The sequence below is a fragment of the Methylomonas sp. HYX-M1 genome (assembly GCF_040741385.1).
Taxonomy (GTDB): Bacteria; Pseudomonadota; Gammaproteobacteria; order Methylococcales; family Methylomonadaceae; genus Methylomonas; species Methylomonas rhizoryzae.
Genome location: NZ_CP160405.1, coordinates 415569 through 437231 on the forward strand (window position 1 = coordinate 415569; position 21663 = coordinate 437231).

The 21663-nt window shown below is 50.3% G+C and carries 16 protein-coding genes and 1 tRNA gene; 16 read left to right on the forward strand and 1 reads right to left on the reverse strand.

Features of this window, described 5'->3' with window-relative positions:
• The first annotated feature begins 116 nt into the window (after window positions 1-116).
• The 12 genes from AB0A83_RS01860 (at window position 117) to topA (ending at window position 17525) form a co-directional block, all read left to right on the forward strand.
• A complete protein-coding gene (locus AB0A83_RS01860; protein WP_367155286.1) occupies window positions 117-722 on the forward strand; it encodes a thiol:disulfide interchange protein DsbA/DsbL in 606 nt (201 codons plus the stop codon).
• Window positions 723-812: 90 nt separating this feature from the next.
• Window positions 813-2327 carry a GGDEF domain-containing protein gene (locus AB0A83_RS01865; RefSeq protein ID WP_150046278.1) on the forward strand — a complete coding sequence of 505 codons (1515 nt, stop codon included), beginning with the start codon at window positions 813-815 and terminating at the stop codon, window positions 2325-2327.
• Window positions 2328-2464: 137 nt separating this feature from the next.
• On the forward strand, window positions 2465-5209 hold the full coding sequence (secA, locus tag AB0A83_RS01870; protein ID WP_367155287.1) for a preprotein translocase subunit SecA: 2745 nt from the start codon (window positions 2465-2467) through the stop codon (window positions 5207-5209).
• 239 nt (window positions 5210-5448) lie between these two features.
• Window positions 5449-7953: a glycogen/starch/alpha-glucan phosphorylase gene (locus AB0A83_RS01875; protein WP_150046280.1), complete on the forward strand. Its 2505-nt coding sequence runs from the start codon at window positions 5449-5451 to the stop codon at window positions 7951-7953.
• A gap of 3 nt (window positions 7954-7956) precedes the next feature.
• Complete coding sequence (gene trmL, locus AB0A83_RS01880) at window positions 7957-8427, forward strand: tRNA (uridine(34)/cytosine(34)/5-carboxymethylaminomethyluridine(34)-2'-O)-methyltransferase TrmL (protein WP_150046281.1); 471 nt, start codon at window positions 7957-7959, stop codon at window positions 8425-8427.
• Window positions 8428-8544: 117 nt separating this feature from the next.
• Window positions 8545-9666: a GDP-mannose 4,6-dehydratase gene (gene gmd / locus AB0A83_RS01885; RefSeq protein ID WP_150046282.1), complete on the forward strand. Its 1122-nt coding sequence runs from the start codon at window positions 8545-8547 to the stop codon at window positions 9664-9666.
• Between the two features lie 3 nt (window positions 9667-9669).
• Entirely contained in the window at window positions 9670-10644 is a 975-nt protein-coding gene (locus tag AB0A83_RS01890; RefSeq protein ID WP_150046283.1) for a GDP-L-fucose synthase, read from the forward strand.
• Window positions 10645-10825: 181 nt separating this feature from the next.
• Window positions 10826-12445, forward strand: coding sequence for a VPLPA-CTERM-specific exosortase XrtD (gene xrtD, locus AB0A83_RS01895; RefSeq protein WP_367155289.1), 1620 nt, complete (start codon window positions 10826-10828; stop codon window positions 12443-12445).
• 135 nt (window positions 12446-12580) lie between these two features.
• Window positions 12581-13585, forward strand: coding sequence for a LysM domain-containing protein (locus tag AB0A83_RS01900; protein ID WP_150046284.1), 1005 nt, complete (start codon window positions 12581-12583; stop codon window positions 13583-13585).
• 28 nt (window positions 13586-13613) lie between these two features.
• Complete coding sequence (dprA, locus tag AB0A83_RS01905) at window positions 13614-14711, forward strand: DNA-processing protein DprA (RefSeq protein WP_367155290.1); 1098 nt, start codon at window positions 13614-13616, stop codon at window positions 14709-14711.
• Between the two features lie 8 nt (window positions 14712-14719).
• Complete coding sequence (locus AB0A83_RS01910) at window positions 14720-15187, forward strand: DUF494 family protein (protein ID WP_150046286.1); 468 nt, start codon at window positions 14720-14722, stop codon at window positions 15185-15187.
• Between the two features lie 13 nt (window positions 15188-15200).
• Complete coding sequence (gene topA, locus AB0A83_RS01915) at window positions 15201-17525, forward strand: type I DNA topoisomerase (protein WP_150046287.1); 2325 nt, start codon at window positions 15201-15203, stop codon at window positions 17523-17525.
• Window positions 17526-17532: 7 nt separating this feature from the next.
• On the opposite strand, the gene AB0A83_RS01920 is transcribed toward topA, so the two are convergent.
• Window positions 17533-17886 carry a DUF192 domain-containing protein gene (locus tag AB0A83_RS01920; protein WP_190303223.1) on the reverse strand — a complete coding sequence of 118 codons (354 nt, stop codon included), beginning with the start codon at window positions 17884-17886 and terminating at the stop codon, window positions 17533-17535.
• A 180-nt stretch (window positions 17887-18066) separates the two neighbouring features.
• Here AB0A83_RS01920 and AB0A83_RS01925 point away from each other — a divergent pair.
• From AB0A83_RS01925 to clpX, 4 genes are all read left to right on the forward strand, one after another.
• Window positions 18067-18150 (forward strand) — tRNA-Leu (locus tag AB0A83_RS01925).
• Between the two features lie 101 nt (window positions 18151-18251).
• A complete protein-coding gene (gene tig / locus AB0A83_RS01930) occupies window positions 18252-19553 on the forward strand; it encodes a trigger factor (RefSeq protein ID WP_150046289.1) in 1302 nt (433 codons plus the stop codon).
• 13 nt (window positions 19554-19566) lie between these two features.
• The gene (clpP, locus tag AB0A83_RS01935) at window positions 19567-20199 is read left to right on the forward strand and encodes an ATP-dependent Clp endopeptidase proteolytic subunit ClpP (RefSeq protein WP_150046290.1); all 633 of its coding nucleotides are present in this window, start codon (window positions 19567-19569) and stop codon (window positions 20197-20199) included.
• Window positions 20200-20298: 99 nt separating this feature from the next.
• Complete coding sequence (gene clpX / locus AB0A83_RS01940) at window positions 20299-21576, forward strand: ATP-dependent Clp protease ATP-binding subunit ClpX (protein ID WP_150046291.1); 1278 nt, start codon at window positions 20299-20301, stop codon at window positions 21574-21576.
• Window positions 21577-21663 lie beyond the last annotated feature (87 nt).

Below are 21663 nucleotides of genomic sequence, written 5' to 3' on the forward strand. Positions count from 1 at the left end.
GGGTGCCTGGCGAATGGCTAGGCACCGCTTGCTACAACGTTTTGCTTGGTTAACAGGACGCCGGCTCTAATAGCCTTCGGGAATTATTAGATAGGCGTGCCAACAACGGAGAAAAAATGCTTAGAAAAATTGCTGCAGTGGGTTTGTTGTGTTGTTCGGTTTTAGCGCACGGCGAATTGAATTACGAATCGGTTTCACCGCCTCAACCGGTCCAAAAACCCGATAAAGTGGAAGTGATCGAATTTTTTTGGTACGGCTGCCCGCATTGTTACAGTCTGGAACCGGAAATGAATAAATGGCTGGCCAAAAAGCCGGAGAACGTTAACTTTATCCGGCAGCCTGCGGTATTCAGCGATCTGTGGGCAAAACACGCGAAAGCTTTTTTTACCGCCGAGGCCCTAGGGATAGTGGAGAAAGTGCATGCGGACTTGTTCGATGCCATCCAGAATAAAAAGCAAAAACTGGCTACGGAAGACGAATTGGCCAAATTTTTCGTGGCGCATGGGGTCAAGGACGAGGATTTTCGTGCCGCCTATCACTCTTTTTTGGTCGATGCAAAAATGCGGCAGGCGGAAACCATGGCGGCCCGCTATGGGATAACCGGGGTGCCCGCGCTGATCGTAAACGGCAAGTACCGCGTGACCGCGACTACCGCCAAGTCACAGGAAAACATGTTGAGTGTGACCGATCAATTGATTCAACAGGAATCTCAAGCCAAATAACGGATATCATTAAACTAATTTTAACCGAACAAGCTAAGCGTTTATTCAGCTTGCGGTTTACGTGTTTTACCGAACGAGGTGTCAGAGAGTATGGGTTTGTTCGGCAATAAACACGATGGTGACGATAAGTGGAAGACTAAGTATTTCGACTTGCTGATCGAGCAAGAAAGCTTTGAAAAAGAACAGCAAGGTCTGCGCGATTTGTTCTGCAAAACGCTCGTACGTTTCGCGTTGGCGGTTAAAGGCTTCGATCCCGGTCTGGATCCGCATTTAGAGCGCTTGCGTAAGTCGCTTAAAGCCGGGATAGCCAATCCCTTGTTGCGGCAGGAATTGGAAGCATTTAGCAAGGCCTTGTATTCGCTAAAGGATTTGCAGCAGACTTCTCATCTGGATGCCAGCCTGCTGTTTGAGTACTTGATACAAACCCATGTCGAACTGGAATCGGCATTGCAGCGGATTCAAGCGAATTACCAAAATCGAGAAATTCCTAATCAGCAGCGGTTATTTCTGGCTTTGGCGGACCTGCTTAAGAACGTCAACGCAAGTGAGGCACTGCAAAATGTTATGGCCGACAATCGGACGGTCGGCGAACAGCTGTTAAATTTGCTCGATAACGTGCAGCTGCCGCCGGCCTTCGCGCAGGATGCGGCAAATCTCAGAGTCCGGCTTAACCAACTACAGCCGCTAGCCCCGATATTCGACGACGGCGTGCGTTTGCTGCTTTCCGTCAAGAAACACATTGATGTCGAGCAGCAGGAAATGGCAACTTTTTTGACGCGCTTGACCGATGAATTGACGGATTTGGGCATCAAGACGGCCGGCATGGGGGTTGCCGCGGAAGACTCCTTCATCAAGCACAGCGATTTCAATCGCACCGTGGAGGCGCAAATCGTTGAGTTGCAACAAAACTCCGCGTCGGCTACTCAGCTGGAGCCGTTAAAGCAGTTGATCGAGCTGCGGGTCCACACGCTCAACCAGCAGTTGCAGCAATCTCGGGCTCAGGAAGAGGCGGAAAGAACTAACGCGCAACAGCAGTTGAATGCCTTGGTGCAAAAATTACAGGCCTTGGAAGAGGAAACCTCTGAACTGAGATCGCATTTAGATGTGGCGCAATACAAGGCTACACGGGATCCTTTGACCGAATTGTCCAATCGATTGGCGTTGGACGAACGCTTGGCTAGCGAATTGGCCCGGTGCAAACGTTACGGTGGTGCATTGTCGGTCGCGGTGTTCGATATCGATTATTTCAAAAACATCAACGACACATACGGGCATAAGTCCGGCGATAAGGTGCTGATAATCATAGCCAAGCTGTTGAGTCAGCATTCGCGAGAGACTGATTTCCTGGCCCGATTCGGCGGCGAAGAGTTTGTGATGTTGTTACCGGAAACAGGGGCGGAAGCCGCGTTCGGCGTTGTGGAGAAAATCCGGCAAGTTGTCGAAAACAGCGGTTTCAATGCCGGCGGCAACCGACTCTCGATCACGCTGTCGTGCGGTTTGACGGAATATGTAGCCGGAGACGACAACGAATCTATCTTCTCCCGGGCGGATGCCGCGTTGTACCAAGCCAAACAACAAGGCCGCAATTGCTGCGTGCCGGCTTGATTGATCAGTAGAGCAAACCGCCGCATTAATTCCCCGAGAAAATTGCCAGGCATTTGTAAAAACTCAGATTCTGGCGGCAAAAACCGTATACGGTTTATAATCGTTTGCTTTGAATTCAATATCACACTGGAAGTATCATGCTGGGTAAGCTGGTTAAATGGGTTATCGGTAGCCGGAACGATAGGCTGATTAAGAAAAAGCGCAAGCTGGTCAAGAAAGTCAATGCATTGGCGGCCGAGTATGAAAAGCTCCCCGACGTTGCGCTCAAAGCCAAGACTCAAGAGTTTCGCGACCGCTTAGCCGCCGGCGAAAAGCTCGATAACTTAATTCCGGAAGCTTTTGCGTTAGTCCGGGAAGCCTCCACCCGGGTATTCGGCTTGAGGCATTTCGACGTGCAGTTGATCGGCGGCATGGTGCTGCACGCCGGAAAAATCGCCGAGATGAAAACCGGCGAGGGTAAAACCCTGATGGCTACCTTGGCGGCTTATCTGAATGCCTTGCCGGGCAAGGGCGTACACGTAGTTACCGTGAACGATTATCTGGCTCGCCGCGACGCCGAAACCATGGGGCGGTTGTACGGTTTTTTGGGGCTGACGACCGGCGTGATCGTGAGCGATCTGAATCACGAGCAACGTAAAGCCTCATATGCCGCCGACATCACCTACGGCACCAACAACGAATTCGGCTTCGACTATTTGCGCGATAACATGGCGTTTAGTCTGGAGCAAAAAGTACAGCGCGACTTGCACTTTGCCATTGTCGACGAAGTCGATTCCATTTTGATCGACGAGGCGCGAACTCCGTTGATTATCTCCGGGCAGGCGGAAGGCAGTACCGACATTTACTTGGCCACCGACCGCTTGGTTCCGTATCTAAGCCGGCAGGAAAAAGCCGACGATCCGGAAATGCAGGACAAAATGCCGGGAGATTACTTCATCGACGAAAAATCCCGTCAAGTCCACTTGACTGAATCGGGCTACGAAAAAGTCGAGCACATGCTGGCTGAAGCCGGCTTGATAGCGGAAGGTTCGACCTTATACGATCCGGCCAATATCCGCTTGATGCATTACGTCAATGCGTCGTTACGCGCGCGCTGCTTGTTTCAAAAAGACGTCGATTATGTGGTCCGCAACGACCAAATCATTATCGTTGACGAATTCACCGGCCGCATGATGAGCGGACGGCGTTGGTCCGAGGGCCTGCATCAGGCCATAGAAGCCAAGGAAGGGGTGACCATTCAGAAAGAAAATCAAACCCTGGCCTCGATTACTTTTCAAAACTATTTTCGCTTGTATGAAAAATTGTCCGGCATGACCGGAACCGCCGATACGGAAGCGTTCGAGCTGAATAAGATTTACGGTCTGGAGGTTGTGGTCATTCCCACTCATAGACCGATGATCCGCAAGGATATGGGCGATCTGGTTTATCTATCGGCACGGGAAAAATACGATGCAGTGATTGCCGACATCAAAGATTGTTATCAGCGCGGTCAGCCGGTGTTAGTGGGCACTACGTCCATCGAAAAATCCGAGTTGATTTCGACGTTGTTAAAAAGCCACGGCATCGTCCATGAAGTTTTGAACGCCAAGCAACACGAGCGCGAGGCACACATCATCGCTAACGCCGGGATGCCGGGGGCGGTAACTATCGCAACCAACATGGCCGGCCGGGGTACCGACATCGTACTGGGCGGTAATTTGGCTGCCGAGCTCGACAGTTTGGGCGAACAGGCTTCCGAAGCGGATAAAGAGCGGGTGCGCGGTGCTTGGCTGGATAGGCATCAAGCCGTGCTGGCCGCCGGCGGTTTGCATGTCATCGGTTCCGAGCGCCACGAATCGCGACGTATCGATAATCAGCTGCGCGGTAGGTCCGGCCGGCAAGGCGATCCGGGATCTTCGCGTTTTTATTTGTCGTTGGAAGACGATTTGATGCGGATTTTCGCGTCGGACCGCGTGGTCGGTTTGATGCAAAAATTGGGCATGCAAGAGGGGGAGGCGATCGAGCATCCTTGGGTAACCCGCTCTATCGAAAGCGCTCAGCGCAAGGTGGAGAATCGCAACTTCGATATCCGGAAAGAAATTCTGGCTTACGACGACGTCGCCAACGATCAGCGGAAAGTGGTGTATGCCCAGCGTAACGAGCTGATGGCGGCCGACGATATCAGCGATATTATTTGCGCCATTCGCGCGGATGTTATCAATGACATCGTCAGCCAATTCATTCCGCCGAAGACCATGGAAGAGCAATGGAATATTCAGGGTTTGGAACACTGTTTAAAACAAGACTTGAATCTGTCCTTGCCGTTGGTCGAAATGATGGCCGCCGACAAATCGCTGAATGAAGCTAAGTTGCGTAAGCTTTTGGTGGAAAAATCCGAACAAGATAGTGAGGCTAAAGCCCGAGCAATAGGTGTGGATGTGGTCAGGCATCTGGAGAAAAGCGTGATGTTGCAAGTGCTCGACCATGGTTGGAAAGAGCATCTCGCCGCTATGGATCAATTGCGGCAAGGCATTCATTTACGCGGCTACGGCCAGAAAGATCCTAAGCAGGAATATAAGCGGGAAGCCTTCCAAATGTTCAACAGCTTGTTGGACCATATCAAACAAGAGGCAGTCACTATCCTAGCCAAAATTCAGGTGACGCGCGAGGAAGACGTGCAAGCGATGGACGAGCAGTTGCAAGCGCCGGTGGACATGCATTTCGAGCACGCCGAGGCCCATTCGGCGTTCGAACTCGAACAACCGGCCGAGCAAGACTCGGGGGCGGCCGCAACTGCCGAGTCGCAAACTTATGTACGGCGCGACCCCAAAGTAGGTAGGAACGATCTTTGTCCTTGCGGCTCGGGCATGAAATATAAACATTGTCATGGTAAATTGAACTAAAGTCGGCAAACCCGCTGTTTCTCCGGTATTCAATCGTTGTCGTAGCGGACTTGACCGGTCAGCGAGCCAAGTAACTTGAGTTAGAGGTTTATTGATGCAGGCAAGGAAATGCTGAAGGTACTTGCAGATATTGCCGTAAGCAAAGCTTGTGATTCGATGACTATGTCGGTGCAGCCGATAGGGCTTGCAGCGGTTGATGGATAAATTCGGTCTTTCTAAATTTCTCAAGGGGTTAGATCATGATACACAAAGTCTTCCGTAAGAGTACCCCTAAAGCCGACATTACCCGGTTACCTAAACTGGGGATGGCGGCTGAGCATATCACTTCGGATTTCAAACGTTATTACAGCCATCGGCTAGGCCGGGACGAAAACTGCCGATCCCCGCACTACGCTTACGAAGCGTTGTCTCTGGCGATATGCGACCGTTTGGCGGAGCGCTGGAAAAAAACCTACAACGTTTATCGGGACATCGATTGCAAGAAAGCGTTTTACCTGTCCATGGAGTTTTTGATCGGACGCTCGCTAAGCAATGCCATGTTGAATTTGGGCATGGACGAGGAAGTGATCAAAGCGCTATACGACTTGGGGCTGGACGCCGAAGAGCTATTGGATAGCGAACCGGACGCCGGTTTGGGAAACGGTGGCTTGGGGCGGTTGGCGGCTTGTTTCATAGATAGCTGCGCCAGCTTGCAATTACCGGTTACCGGTTACGGCTTGCGCTACGAGTACGGCATGTTCACTCAGGAAATCGTCAACGGCGAGCAGGTCGAAAAACCCGATCACTGGTTACGCAACGGCAACGTCTGGGAAATCGAACGGCCGGAGTATATGACCCGGGTTAAATTCGGCGGCCGTACTCAAATGCATATCGACGAAAACGGACACAAGCGCAGCAGTTGGGTGGAGACGCATGACGTGCTGGCTATTCCCTACGATACGCCGGTACCGGGCTATAAAAACGGTACCGTCAATACCCTGCGGTTATGGAAGGCAATTGCTACCGAAGAATTTAATTTGCAGGAGTTTAATGCCGGCGATTACGCCGAAGCCGTGGCGCAGAAAAATACGGCGGAAAACATCACCATGGTGCTGTATCCCAACGACGCCAACGAAAACGGCAAAGTGTTGCGGTTAAAGCAGCAATATCTTTTGGCATCGGCGAGTTTGCAGGACGTTATCGCCAACTGGGTGGGGCGGCACGGCCGGGATTTTTCCAAATTTGCGGAGAAAAACTGCTTTCAACTCAACGACACCCATCCCAGCATCGCGGTGGCCGAATTGATGCGGCTATTGGTCGACATTCACGGGCTATCCTGGAACGAAGCGTGGCAGATTACCCGCAATACCATGGCCTATACCAACCATACATTGTTACCGGAAGCTCTGGAAAAATGGTCGGTAAATTTGATGCAAAGTTTGCTGCCGCGCTTGATGGAGATCATATTCGAAATCAACGCGCGCTTCTTGGCGGAGGTTTCGGCGCATTGGCCGGGGGACGGCGCCAGAATCGCCAGAATGTCGCTGATTGAAGAAGGGCATGAAAAAAACGTGCGCATGGCGTATTTGGCTATCGTCGGCAGTTTTTCGGTCAACGGGGTGGCCGAACTGCACTCCAAGTTGTTGAAAGAAGGCTTGTTTAAGGATTTTTATGAGCTTTGGCCGCACAAATTCAATAATAAAACCAATGGGGTTACGCCGCGCCGCTGGCTGGCGGGTTGCAATCCCGAACTTGCGGAACTGATTACCGCGACAATAGGCGATAGATGGATTATCGAGTTGTCGGAACTGGCCAAGCTAAGACCTCATGCCGAAGATCCGGCGTTTAGGGCAACCTGGCGTGAGCTCAATCAGGCCGCCAAGCAACGCTTGGTCGATTACAAACGCACCGAGTTCGACATCGAAATCGACGTGGAGGCCTTGTTCGATGTTCAGGTCAAGCGCATTCACGAATATAAACGGCAAGTATTAAACGTATTGCACGTCATCCATTTATACGACCGCATTAAGCGGGGCGATACGCAAAATTGGGTTAACCGTTGTGTGTTGATCGGCGGTAAAGCCGCCCCCGGTTATGCGATGGCGAAAAAAATTATTAAGTTAATCAATAATATCGCGAATGTCATCAACGGCGATCCGGATGTCGGGAATAAGCTCAAATTAGTGTTTTTACCCAATTACCGGGTTTCGGCCATGGAAAAAATCTGTCCGGGTGCGGATCTGTCCGAACAAATTTCCACCGCCGGGAAAGAGGCTTCCGGCACCGGCAACATGAAGTTCATGATGAACGGCGCACTGACCATCGGCACTTTGGATGGGGCGAACATCGAAATTCGCGATGAGGTTGGGGCGGAGAATTTCTTTTTGTTCGGACTCACGGAAGCCGAGGTGGAAGCATTAAAACCGCATTACAACCCGCAAGCTTATATCGATCAAGATACCGATTTGCAAGGCGTCATGCGCTTGTTGGAGTGCGGCCATTTCAACCAATTTGAGCCCGGCATGTTCGACGACGTGATTGCGTCGATCAAAAACCCGCAAGATCCGTGGATGACTATTGCGGATTTTCGTAGTTATTTGAACGCGCAAAAGCAAGTCGAAGAAGCTTGGCGCGATCAGGAACGCTGGACAAAAATGAGCATTCTGAATACGGCGGCCAGTGGGAAATTTTCGACCGATAGGACTATTTCCGACTACAACAGAGAAATCTGGAAATTGTCGCCGATAGATGTGGAGCAATATTGATACATGTTGGATGTTGTCCTCTATCAGCCGGAAATTCCGGCAAATACCGGCAATATCATTCGATTATGCGCCAATACCGGCGCGCATTTGCATTTGATTCATCCTTTAGGCTTCGAATTGGACGATAAGCGTTTGCGGCGGGCCGGTCTGGACTATCACGAGTGGGTCAACGTCAGGCAGTATGCGTCGTTGCAGGACTACCGGGAAAGGGCCAAGCCCAATCGCTTGTTTGCACTCACGACTAAAGGCAGTACCCAGTACAGTCGGGTAGCGTTTCAGGTCGGAGACGCGCTGTTGTTCGGCCCGGAAACGCGCGGCTTGCCCGCGGATTTTTTGGAGAGTCAGCCGCGTCAGATGAATTTGGTATTGCCGATGCGCAGGGAAAGTAGAAGCTTGAATTTATCCAATACGGTCGCCGTGGTTCTTTACGAGGCTTGGAAACAGCTCGGTTTTCCGGGTGCGCAGGCGATTTAGCATTGAAATGGTCGTTCAAAACCGGCGAACAGCGTTGCTGTAATACGAATTCGCTATGATGCCGGTTTCGTCGACGAATCCGTTAGATTTAGTTGGTTCAGAGAAAGAGGATATTGAATGAAAAAGCAGGTCGCTTTAATTACCGGCATCACCGGTCAGGACGGTTCTTATTTAGCCGAGTTTCTGTTGGAAAAAGGCTACGAGGTGCACGGCATCAAACGCCGGGCATCGCTGTTTAATACCGAGCGGGTAGACCACATTTATCAAGACCCTCATACCACGGATGCCAAATTTCATCTGCATTACGGGGATTTAACCGATAGCTCTAACCTGACGCGCATCCTAAAAGAAACCCAACCCGACGAAGTCTACAACCTGGGTGCCATGAGTCATGTCGCGGTGTCGTTCGAATCTCCGGAATACACGGCGGATGTCGATGCGATAGGGACTTTGCGCTTGCTCGAAGCCATACGCTTTTTAGGGATGGAGAAAACCACTCGCTTTTATCAAGCCTCCACTTCGGAATTGTACGGCCTGGTTCAGGAAATTCCGCAGAAGGAAACCACGCCGTTTTATCCGCGTTCGCCTTACGCTGTTGCGAAATTATATGCGTATTGGATTACCGTCAATTACCGGGAAGCTTACGGCATGTATGCCTGTAACGGCATCTTGTTTAACCACGAATCGCCGCGTCGTGGCGAAACTTTCGTGACGCGCAAGATCACCCGCGGTCTTGCCAATATCGCCATGGGCCTAGAGCAATGCTTGTACATGGGAAATATGGATTCATTGCGTGATTGGGGGCATGCGAAGGACTATGTGCGCATGCAATGGATGATGTTGCAGCAAGAACAGCCGGAAGACTTTGTCATCGCGACCGGCGTGCAATACTCGGTCCGTCAATTTATAGAAATGTCGGCAAGCGAGCTTGGGATTACCTTGCGTTGGGAGGGAAGCGGGGTCGACGAAAAAGGCTATGTCGAAGCGATTAGCGGGGACAAAGCGCCGCACGTTAAAGTCGGGCAAACTATCGTTTCCATTGATCCGCGCTATTTTCGACCGGCCGAAGTCGAAACCTTGTTGGGCGATCCTAGTAAGGCGAAACAACGTTTGGGTTGGGAGCCGCAAATCACCTTGCAAGAGATGGTTAAAGAGATGGTGGCTGCCGATCTGGAGCACGCCAAAAAACACGCACTGTTACAGCATGAAGGCTATAGCGTTGCGGTAAGCAAGGAGTAGCGGATGTCCGACAGGCAAAAGAAGATTTATGTCGCAGGCCATCGTGGGATGGTGGGTTCCGCCATCGTTCGGCAACTTCAGGCGGCTGGTCACGACAATATCGTGGTCAAAACGCATGGCGAATTGGATCTGACCGATCAAGCCGCGGTGAGCGAGTTCATGCAAGCCGAGAGACCGGACCACGTGATTTTGGCGGCAGCCAAAGTGGGCGGCATCCACGCGAATAACCAATATCCGGCTGAATTCATATACCAAAATCTAATGATGGAGGCGAACGTCGTGCACCAGGCATGGCGTTCCGGCTGCACGCAGCTGTTATTTTTAGGCAGTTCTTGTATCTACCCTAAATATGCCGAGCAGCCGATACAGGAGTCGGCTTTGCTTACCGGGGTGCTGGAGCCGACTAACGAACCGTATGCTGTCGCCAAAATTGCCGGTATCAAACTGTGCGAGTCTTACAATCGGCAGTATGCGACCGATTACCGTTCGGTGATGCCGACCAATTTGTACGGCGAGAACGACAATTTTCACTTGGAAAACAGTCACGTCATTCCGGCGATGATCCGTAAGTTTCACGACGCCAAAGTCGCCGGCGCGGCGAGTGTAACGGTTTGGGGTACCGGCGTGGCGATGCGGGAGTTTTTACACGTGGATGATATGGCTGCGGCTTGCCTGCACGTGATGAGTTTGTCCAAAGCAGCTTATCAACAGGTAACTGAGCCGATGTTATCGCATCTGAACGTCGGGACGGGAGTCGATGTTACCATACGCCAATTGGCGGAAACCGTAGGCAAGGTAGTCGGTTTTACCGGCAATATCGAATGGGATAGCAGCAAGCCGGACGGAACGCCGCGTAAATTGATGGACAACAGCAAATTGCGTGCATTGGGCTGGCAACCGAAAATCGAGCTGGAACAAGGCTTAGCCTCGACCTACCAATGGTTCGTCGAACATATAGCGGAAATTAAAAATCAATAAGGCGATTGCCAAGAATCAGGATATTTCTGACGGGAGATTTCCTAAAGCGCTTTACACGATGGTTATGTTTTGAAAGGCCGGTTTGCGAATGTTAGCAAAACTAGGCAGGCCGCAGCCGGTTTACTTATCCGGTTAGAGTGAAAAGTGCAGATCTCAATTTAGATGGGTTGGAGTGATCATTATGCAAATGGAAGCAATAAAGAGTAAGTCCTATACACCCGGACCTAACCCTTTCTGGGTGTTGTCGTTATGGGGCTTAGCCGTACTGTTATTGACTGGCGTGCTATATGATAGCTTGCGCATGATGGTGGAAGTATGGCTCGATACCGAAGAATACAGCCACGGATTTTTCATACCGCTTATTTCGGCGTATCTAATTTGGATGCAGCGCAGGGAACTGGCGTTCGTTAACGGTTTTCGCGAGTCTTCAATCGGATTGGCCCTGTTGTTTTTTGCATTGTTGCTGGGCGTGTTGGGCGGATTGGCAACCATCAAGACCCTGCAGCAATATGGCTTCATCCTAGGCCTTAGCGGATTGTTCGCCGCGGCATTCGGCACGCGCGGCCTGAAAACCGTTTGGGTTGCCTTGTTGTTTTTGTTTTTCATGGTGCCGTTCCCCAGTTTTATACTCAACAACCTGTCGTCCAAGCTGCAGTTGTTGTCTTCCTGGCTAGGCGTGGAATTCATACGCGCATGCGACATCATGGTGTTTCTCGAGGGAAACGTCATCGATCTTGGCGGCTATAAGCTGCAAGTGGTGGAAGCGTGTAGTGGGCTAAGGTATTTGTTTCCGCTGGCCAGCCTGTCTTTTTTGTGCGCCTATTTATTCAAAGGGCCTTTTTGGCAAAAGCTCTTAGTATTTTTATCGTCGATTCCGTTGACGATTTTTATGAACAGCTTCCGTATCGGTGTGATTGGCGTTTTAGTCAATTATTGGGGTACCGAAATGGCCGAAGGCTTCTTACATGATTTCGAAGGCTGGGCGGTATTTTTGCTCTGTATGGTGTTGTTATTCATTGAAATGTGGCTTTTTGCCCGGCTGAACGGCAGTAACACCGCTTTTTCGGAATTGGTCCAGTTGCCGGACGAATGGTTCGACGGCAAAGCGAATTTCAGCGCCGACGTAAAACTCAACCAATCCGTTTTTGCTTGTATAGCCTTGATCGTATTCATGGGGGCTAGCATGCATGCCATGCGCGCCGGCGAGGACATCATTCCGCCCAGAAAAGTTTTTGCAAGTTTTCCGGTTCAATTGGGGCAGTGGCAAGGGCGGCGAGACTACATCGACGGACGCTACCTCAAGGAGTTGAAGTTGACCGATTACGTGGTAATGAATTACGTCAATCCAAGTCAGCGTAGCAATGTGAATTTCTACACCGCTTATTACGAGTCGCAACGAAACGGCGCGGCCATTCATTCTCCGCGCAGTTGCATTCCGGGCGACGGCTGGCAAATTACCGGCTTCGGGCAAAAGGAGTTTTCCGACATTATGTTCCAAGGCCAACCGTTGCGGGTCAATAGAGCCGTTATCGAGAAAGGCGATTATAAACAATTGGTTTATTACTGGTTTCCGCAACGCGGGCGTATGGTTACCAACGAATATCTTGTCAAATGGTATTTGTTTTACGATGCGATTGCCATGCATCGTACCGACGGCGCCTTGGTCAGATTGGTTACCGGGCTGGAACCCGGGCAAGAATTAAAAGAGGCCGATCTTAGACTGCAAAGCTTTTTGAAAGAGTTAGCGCCCGAGCTTGCCGGTTATTTGCCCGGAGCCGAGCCGCAGACGAGTGTAAATTAGCCGGTCGGGGCTGATGGCTGGATTTCCGATTGAGTTCATCTACACTTCGCCATTAGTCTGTCTAGCATTAACGGTAGGGTATCGATGATTGTTTGGTTGTCTTGGGGATGGCGGGCCTCCCTTTTTTTCGGCGCAATGTTGTTTAGCGCACTGCTTAGCGCCGACACGCTGCAAATCAATCCCAATCACCCCGAGCGATATACTGTCGTGAAAGGTGATACCTTGTGGGACGTCTCGGGTAAATTCCTGCAGCATCCCTGGCAATGGCCGCAGTTGTGGCGCAACAATCCGCAGATTAAAGACCCGCATTGGATCTATCCGGGCGATACCTTGTATTTCGCGTACGTCAACGGGGAAGCCACACTCAGTTTTTCACCGAACGGCCAAGACTATAGCGATACGGAACTAGTGCCTCATGTGCGCGAATCGGAGTTGCAGCAAGCGATCCCGATGATTCCGAACGAAGCGATTTCTCAATTTCTGAGTTCGCCTAGAGTAGTCAACGCAGAAGAGCTTGCTTCCTCGCCGTATGTGTTGGAGATTGTGGACGAACATTTGGTCGGCGGTATAGGCGACCGGTTTTACGTGCGGGCGATTGAGCATCCCGAGGGCCTGTCGTATACCGTATTTCGTCCCGGCAAGCCTTACGTAAGCCCGGAAACCCAAGAAATCCTGGGATATGAAGCGCAATACATTGCCGACGCGGTAATTGAGAGGCCTGGCGATCCGGCGACTTTGCGTATCATGAAAGCGGAAATGGAGGTCCAGCGCGGCGACTTGATCATGTTGAGCGCAAATGGGGAAATGGCCTTGAACTATTTTCCTAAGTCCCCGGAAAGTCCGGTTGCGGGAAGCATCATTCAGGTGTTGGGCGGGGTGTCGCGTATCGGTCAGCACGATATCGTGGTCGTAGACAAGGGCTTGCGGGATGGTTTGACTGTCGGTCATACCCTGGAGATATTTCGACGGGGCAAGATAGTGATTGACAGAACCAGGACTAACGAGCCGGAACCGGTTCAGTTGCCGGACGAACAAGCGGGGCTGTTGATGATCTTTAGGCCGTTCGACAAAGTCAGTTATGCATTAGTCATGAAAGCGGCTTCCGCCATCCATGTTTACGACAAAGTAAAAACGCCGTAAGCGCGACGGATTTAAGTTCGGATTAGATTTGTCCGCGCTCGGTAACTCGCAGATACGCTATTGGCTGGCGCTTTCCCGTACGCCGGGATTAGGTCCGCTTACCGCGCAACGCTTACTGGCTCAATTTTCTGTGGAACGAATTTTTAGCGCGTCGTCCGCCGAATTAAAGCAGGCCGGTTGTCCGGATAAATTGGTCGATTCGCTGCAGGCGCTGGAATGGAGTTTAATCGAGCAGGACTTGCTGTGGTTGGCGCAAACGGAAAACCATGTGGTGGTTTTCGACGACCCGGATTATCCGGATTTGCTGAAACAAATCGCCGATCCGCCCTTCGTTTTATACGTTAAAGGAGATCCCCGCTTACTGAATAGGCCACAGATTGCCATGGTGGGGAGCCGAAATCCCTCGGTTCTTGGGGCAAAAATGGCGCAGGAGTTTGCCGGAGCCTTAGTCGCAGCCGGATACGCGATTACCAGCGGCATGGCATTGGGTATAGATGCGGCGAGTCATGTTGCGGCGTTAAACAGCGGAGGAAAAACGTTAGCTGTGGTCGGCACGGGTTTGGACCGCGTGTATCCGGCTAGACACAGGCAGCTGGCGGTTGAGATAGCCGAGACAGGGGCTTTGATTTCGGAGTTTCCGTTAGGCAGCTCTGCTAAAGCCGGACATTTTCCGCGCCGCAATCGCATCATCAGCGGGATGTGTCAAGGTTTGCTGGTTGTGGAAGCCGCCGCCCAAAGCGGCTCCTTGATCACCGCCAGGCTAGCGCTGGAACAGAACCGGGAAGTCTTCGCAATTCCCGGCTCCATTTACAATCCCCTGGCAAAAGGCTGCAACGCGCTGATTCGGCAAGGCGCTAAATTGGTAGAGTCTGTGGACGACATCTTGGAGGAATTAGGGCAATACAATCAATTGCCTAGGTCTAGCGGCGCACAAATAAATCACACTATGCTTGACCTGGAGCAACAAAATCTATTGAATTTGATTCCGTACAGCCCGATAACAGTGGATGAACTGGTTCGAGCAAGCGGTAGCTCGGCGGAAAATGTATCTTCAATGCTGTTGGTTTTGGAGATGCAGGGCTATATTGCTGCCGCGGCTGGTGGTAGTTATTACCGTATTCAATAAAGGCTCCGATGAAAGAAGATATATTTGATGTGTTGATTTATTTATTCGAAAACTATCTGGACGGGGATAGCGAGAGTTATCCCGATACGGACGTGATTGCCAACGAGCTATTGGATGCGGGGTTTCAGCAACCCGATGTCAGCAAGGCTTTTGATTGGCTCGAGTCCTTGGCTGACATTGAAAGTTTGGAGCCTAGAGCACCGTCTTCTTTTCGAATCTTTAGCGCACAAGAACAAAGCGTATTCGATCTGGAATGCCGTAGCTTTCTGTTGTTTTTGGAACATACGGGCATATTAAGCGCGGCTAATCGGGAAATTGCCATAGATAGGGCGATGGCCTTGAAAGAAGAAGGCATTACCCTGGACAAACTCAAATGGTTGGTATTGATGGTGCTTTTGAGTCAGCCTGGCGATAGCGCGGCGTTCTCCCGTATGGAAGATATCGTTTACGATTTAATACCAACTTCTTTGCATTGATTTAAAAGGTGCTATGACTAAAAGCTTGGTCGTTGTCGAATCTCCCGCCAAATGTAAGACGATAGAAAAATACCTGGGTAAAGATTTTCAGGTATTGGCATCCTACGGTCACGTCAGAGATTTAATCCCGAAAGAAGGCGCTGTCGATCCCGAGCATGGCTTTGCCATGAAATATCAGGTCATCGACAGAAATCAACGCCATTTGCAAGAAATCGGCAAAGCACTTAAAGCGGCCGATACTTTGTATCTCGCTACTGACCCAGACCGCGAAGGCGAGGCCATTTCCTGGCATGTGTTCGAGTATTTAAAAGAAAAAAAACTGCTTAAGGATAAACACGTACAGCGCGTCGTGTTTCACGAGATTACCAAGAAGGCGGTGACCGAAGCCATAGAAAACCCAACCGAGCTGTCTACCACCTTGGTGAATGCGCAACAAGCCCGCCGGGCTTTGGATTATTTGGTGGGGTTTAATTTATCGCCCTTGTTGTGGAAAAAAATTCGCCGCGGCTTATCGGCCGGGCGGGTGCAAAGTCCTGCGCTACGGCTTATCGTAGAACGGGAAATGGAAATCGAGGCGTTCAAGACTCGGGAATATTGGTCGCATACTGCGGACGCTGTTGCGCAAGGCCAGCCGTTTAAGGCCAAGCTGACTCATTTCAACGGAGAAAAGCTCGGTCAATTCAGTTTCACCGACGAAGCCAAAGCTTTGGACGTGAAGCAAGCCCTGCTTGAGGCTGGCGACGGAAAGCTGATCGTTGCCAAATTAGAAAAAAAGCAACGCAGCAAACATCCCGCTCCGCCGTTCATCACCTCTACCTTACAGCAGGAAGCCGCCCGTAAACTGGGCTTTACTACCAAGCGCACCATGATGGTTGCTCAGCAACTGTATGAAGGTATCGACTTGGGAGGCGAGACGGTCGGCCTGATTTCCTACATGCGGACCGATTCGGTCAATCTGGCCGACGAAGCCATCAACGATATTCGTGCGCTGATTGCCGAAAAATACGGGTCGAAAAACGTGCCTAAAGAGCCTAGGCACTTCAAAACTAAATCCAAAAATGCGCAAGAAGCGCATGAAGCGATTCGGCCGACTTCGGTCCAGCGTTTGCCTGAACAAGTAAAAGATCGCTTATCCGCCGAACAATTCAAATTGTACGATTTGATTTGGAAGCGCACGGTGGCCTGCCAAATGTTGCACGCTACGTTAAACCTGGTTGCGGTTGATTTGCATTGCGGCAGCGAATTGAACGTATTCAGAGCGACCGGTTCGACTGTGACCCATCCGGGATTCATGACCGTGTATCTGGAAGGGGTGGACGACAGCAAAGACGCGGCCGACGATCAAGACCGGTTGTTGCCGCCGATGGAGGAAGGCAGGCCGGTCGATTTACTGGATATTGTCGCAGCGCAACATTTCACCGAACCGCCACCGCGTTTTAGCGAAGCAAGTTTGGTAAAAGCCCTGGAAGAATACGGTATCGGTCGGCCGTCGACCTATGCGACGATTATCTCGACTTTGCAAAACAGAGAATACGTCACTCTGGAAAACAAACGGTTTTTCCCGACCGATGTCGGTAGGATTGTTAACAAGTTTTTGACCGAACATTTCACTAAATATGTCGACTACGGATTTACTGCCGATTTAGAAGACGAATTGGACGCCGTGGCGCGGGGCGAAAAGGATTGGGTGCCGTTGATGAACGCATTTTGGCAGCCCTTTAATCAGTTGATCGGTGAAAAAGACGAGACCGTGCAACGCAAAGATGTTACGCAAGAACATATCGATGAAAAATGTCCGGAATGTGCTAGCCCATTATCGATAAGGTTAGGACGCAACGGGCGTTTTATCGGTTGTACTAATTATCCGGCCTGCTCTTACACGCGCAATTTAGGTGACGATAATCCCGGTGTCGGTGCGGAGAATGAGGTCGTCGAAGGCAGGGTATGTCCTAAATGTACCTCACCTTTAGTCATTAAGAGTGGACGTTACGGAAAATTCATAGGCTGTAGCGCTTACCCTAAATGCAAACATATCGAGCCCTTAGAGAAGCCGCAGGATACCGAAGTTGAATGCCCGCAATGCGGAAAGGGCTCGATTTTGAAACGCAAGGCCCGTAGCGGCAAGATATTTTATTCGTGCTCCGAATACCCGAAATGCGATTACGCATTATGGGACGCGCCCATCAAAGAAAGTTGTCCGGCCTGTCAATGGCCTATCCTCACCTTGAAAACCACGAAACGGCGCGGCACCGAAAAAGTGTGTCCGCAAAAGGATTGCAAATATGCGACACCGTACGAAGGTGATCCCGCCGACGTAGACGGGCCCAAGGTGAGGTGAGTGTCGGTTAGTCGGTCGGCATCGGGTGTTGATAATCCAACAAGATTTCTTGGCCGACGCTGAGTTTGTGCTTTTCCGCGCTACCGGCTTGTAATTCCAGCATGTAGTTCGCAGGAGTAGGCGACGAGTAAATCGGACAGGGATGCGTGACACAGGGTTGCCGGTTGGGTAACACACCAACGATGATCGCGTCGGCATTCAGAAAGACCACGTCCAACGAAATTAGCGTGTTCTTCATCCATACGCCGATAGCTTGAGGTTCCGGATAGACGAACAACATGCCCCGGTTTTCCGGAAGAACCGGACGAAACATCAGGCCGGCGGCCCGTTGGCTCAGGGTGTCGGCGATGTCGATTTCCACAACATATCCGTCAGGAAGTGCCGCGTGCCCGCGGGCCGTATCCGCATGGCCGCGAGTCGGACAAAACAATCCGAATACTATAAGAAATGTGGCGAATATTCTGGACATGCTAGCCGGGAAATACTCAAGTGAGTTGTTTTTAAGCGGTTGAATTATTATAATTGTCCGCTATTCGATTTTGCGAGCGTGGCGAAATTGGTAGACGCGCTGGATTTAGGTTCCAGTGGCAACCCCGTGAGAGTTCGAGTCTCTCCGCTCGCACCAACTCCTTCCCTGATTCGCAACCACACAGCGTTTTCCACTTGCTAGAATCCCGCTGATAGGTCTCCCCCTAAATTCCACTGTGTATTAACTGAGGTAATGCAATGCAAGTTTCTGTCGAGAAGACATCAGAGTTAAACCGAAAAATGACTGTCAGCGTGTCGGAGGACGTTTTCCAGGAAAAGCTGGAAACACGCTATAGAAAACTGGCCAAGGAAGTTAGAGTCGACGGGTTTCGTCCGGGTAAAGTGCCGACCAGTATGGTCAAAAAGCTGTATGCCGAGCGGGTAAAGCAGGAAGTTGCCGGTGACTTAATTCAATCGACTTATTATCAGGCTTTGCAACAAGAAGCGTTAGTGCCGGCCGGGCAGCCGCATATCACTTCGAGCGATGATGAAAGCGGTTTTCGATACGTAGCAGAATTCGAAGTCTATCCTGAGATCAGCTTGGCTGCGGCGGAAGGATTGGAAATTCAACGCCCGCAAGCTACGGTGACGGATGCGGACATAGACAAAATGATTGAAAGGCTGCGTCAGCAAAGAAAAGCCTGGAATGTGGTCGAGCGCGAATCCCGGGATGGCGACAAAGTGACGATTCACTTTTCCGGCGTTTCGGAAGGGGAAAACTTTACCAACGGTAAAGCCGAAAATTACGTCGTCGAAATTGGTGCCAACCAAATGATTCCGGGGTTCGAGGATGAATTAAAAGGCCTGAGTGCCGGCCAAAGTAAAACTTTTTCCATTACCTTTCCCGAAAAATACAACAGCGAGAAATTGGCTGGAAAATTAGCCGAATTTGAAATCGAAATGGCAAAGGTAGAAGAATCTGTTTTACCGGAAATCGACGCGGAATTTATCAAGTCATACGGAGTAGAAGAAGGCGATGCGGGGTCTTTTCGCAACGACGTGCAAGCCAATATGGAACGCGAGTTGGCGGAAGGGCTGAAGAGCAAACAAAAAAGCGCCGTTTTGGATGCATTGTACGAAAAAGTTCAAATTGCCTTGCCGAACGCTCTTATCGATCAGGAAATTCAGAATTTAATAAAACCGTACGCCGATAGAGCTGCGAAAGCGGGCGTTAAAGTGGAAGATTTGAATTTGCCTACCCAAATGTTTGAAGAACAAGCAAAACGTCGTGTGGCGCTGGGATTGATATTGGGTGAAATCATCCGTGTAAATCAAATCAAGGTGGATGCCGAGAGGGTACGCGCCGTCATTGAGGAGATGGCTAAAAGTTATGAGAGACCTGAAGATGTTATTAACTGGTATTATGCGGACAATAGCCGTTTAAACGATGTTCAGCAGATGGTTTTAGAAGATCAGGCTGTGGACTGGGTCGTCGAGCGTGCTAGAGTCACCGATCTAAGTGTCGGCTTTGATGATGTCATGGACAGACAACAAGCATAGGAATCCCCCCAACATGTCTAATTTTGAAGGTCTGAAACAAATGGCACCGCAAGCCGCCGGCGGCTTGGTGCCTATCGTGGTGGAGCAAACGGCCAGAGGCGAACGGTCGTTTGACATTTATTCGCGACTGTTAAAAGAGCGCGTTATCTTTTTAGTTGGTCAAGTGGAAGATTACATGGCCAATTTGGTAGTGGCGCAATTACTGTTTTTGGAATCGGAAAATCCGGATAAAGATATACATTTGTATATCAATTCGCCGGGCGGTTCGGTCACTGCCGGCATGTCGATTTACGACACCATGCAATTTATTAAGCCCGACGTGAGCACCATGTGCATCGGTCAGGCGGCCAGCATGGGGGCGTTGTTGTTGGCAGGCGGCGCAGCCGGTAAGCGTTACTGTCTGCCGCATTCAAGGGTCATGATTCATCAGCCGCTGGGCGGGTTTCAAGGTCAGGCTTCGGACATTGCCATTCACGCCAAAGAGATATTATCGATTCGCGATAAATTGAACAAAATCCTAGCCCATCATACCGGGCAGCCGTTGGAAAAAATTCAACAAGATACCGATAGGGATAACTTTTTGAGTTCCGAACAAGCGGTTGAATACGGTTTGGTGGACAAAGTGCTATCCAGTAGAAACGGTTAATTCAATATTCGCCGCATGGCGGCGAATTTCTTGGGAATCTCGTTTATTTTTGGTATATCCTTCAGCCATTGAAGCAATGAAATACCTCGGGGTCTGCTCATGAGTAAAGACAAAAAAGGTAAGGACGAGGATAAGCTCCTTTATTGTTCGTTCTGCGGTAAAAGCCAAAACGAAGTCAGAAAATTAATTGCCGGACCGGCTGTTTATGTCTGTGACGAATGCGTGGAGTTGTGTAACGATATCATCCGCGACGAATTGGCCGAAGATGATAAATCGGTTGGACATGGTGCTTTGCCGAAACCGAAAGAAATCAAATTGGAGCTTGATCAATATGTGATTGGTCAGGAAAAAGCCAAGAAGATACTCGCGGTTGCCGTATATAACCATTACAAGCGCTTGCGTAGCAATAGCAAGAAGAGCGACGTCGAACTGGCAAAAAGTAACATCTTGCTGATAGGTCCTACAGGTTCGGGCAAAACCTTGCTAGCGGAAACTTTGGCTCGGTTGTTGGACGTTCCTTTTACCATTGCCGACGCTACTACGTTGACCGAAGCGGGTTATGTGGGCGAAGACGTCGAAAATATCATTCAGAAAATTCTACAAAAATGCGATTACGATGTAGAAAAGGCTGAAACCGGTATCGTATACATCGACGAAATAGACAAGATTTCCCGTAAATCCGATAATCCGTCGATCACGCGAGACGTCTCCGGCGAAGGGGTGCAGCAAGCGTTGTTGAAACTAATCGAAGGTACGGTTGCCTCGGTGCCTCCACAAGGCGGTAGAAAACATCCTCAGCAGGAATTTTTGCAAGTCAATACTGCAAACATTTTGTTTATCGTTGGCGGTGCTTTTGCCGGTTTGGATCGCGTGATCAAAAGCCGTACCGAAAAAGGTGGAATCGGTTTTTCGGCTGAGGTAAAAGCGAAAGACGATACCCAAAATGTCGGTGAAGTATTCGCTGACGTACAGGCCGAAGATTTGATCAAGTACGGTTTGATTCCTGAGTTTGTTGGCCGCTTGCCTGTTGTGGCTACCTTGGAGGAGTTGGACGAACAAGCGCTGGTGCAGATTTTGACCCAGCCTAAAAACGCCTTGATCAAGCAATACAAACATTTGTTCGAAATGGAAGGCGCGGAGCTGGAATTTCGCGATGAGGCGCTAAGCGCAATTGCTCGCAAATCGATGGAACGAAAAACCGGTGCCAGAGGACTGCGCACTATTGTCGAGAATGTGTTATTAGATACTATGTACGAATTGCCATCCAGCGATAACATCGTCAAAGTGGTTATAGACGACAGTGTGATACAGGGTCAATCTGAGCCGATTTTGGTTTATGAGCCGGAAATGAAGCGCGCTTCGTCCGCCGAGTCGTAACGGGACAATCGAATTTTTGTCGAAGGGGCTTGCAAACCAAGCCCCTTTTTTTTGCCTAAAATCTAAATATTCTTGTTTTCTAACAGT